Origin of the sequence: Vibrio sp. 10N.222.52.B7 (assembly GCF_041474275.1) — a bacterium.
GTDB lineage: Bacteria > Pseudomonadota > Gammaproteobacteria > Enterobacterales > Vibrionaceae > Vibrio > Vibrio crassostreae_C.
Window position 1 is genome coordinate 1 of the sequence record NZ_JBFRTU010000573.1, and the last position, 327, is coordinate 327.

A 327-nucleotide genomic window follows, 5' to 3' on the forward strand; every position below is an offset into this window, starting at 1 on the left:
TTACAAATCAGCCGTCAGTGAAGACGAGAAATGTATAGGCTCTCATCCACTACAAAAAACGGCTCAAGATACTAACTTCGTTACTGCATGGGTGGTGGTTGCTTTTCTTTTCTTCGAGTTTGGCTCTGTGATAGCAAATGTCGATTTTGCGACGCTATTCTCAAGCTGGGGCATGATGCTCCCCCTGGCGGGTGTGTTGATGGGCTTGCTACCGGGGTGTGGTCCGCAGTTGCTGGTCACTAGCCTGTACCTTTCTGGTGCTCTGCCACTGTCAGCTCAGGTAGGTAACGCAATTTCTAATGACGGTGATGCGCTATTCCCTGCGAT

1 protein-coding gene is annotated in these 327 nt (G+C 49.8%); it reads left to right on the forward strand.

The features are described 5' to 3' along the window. On the forward strand, positions 1-327 hold a 327-nt coding region (locus AB4512_RS24255; protein WP_372176044.1), incomplete at both ends, for a putative manganese transporter.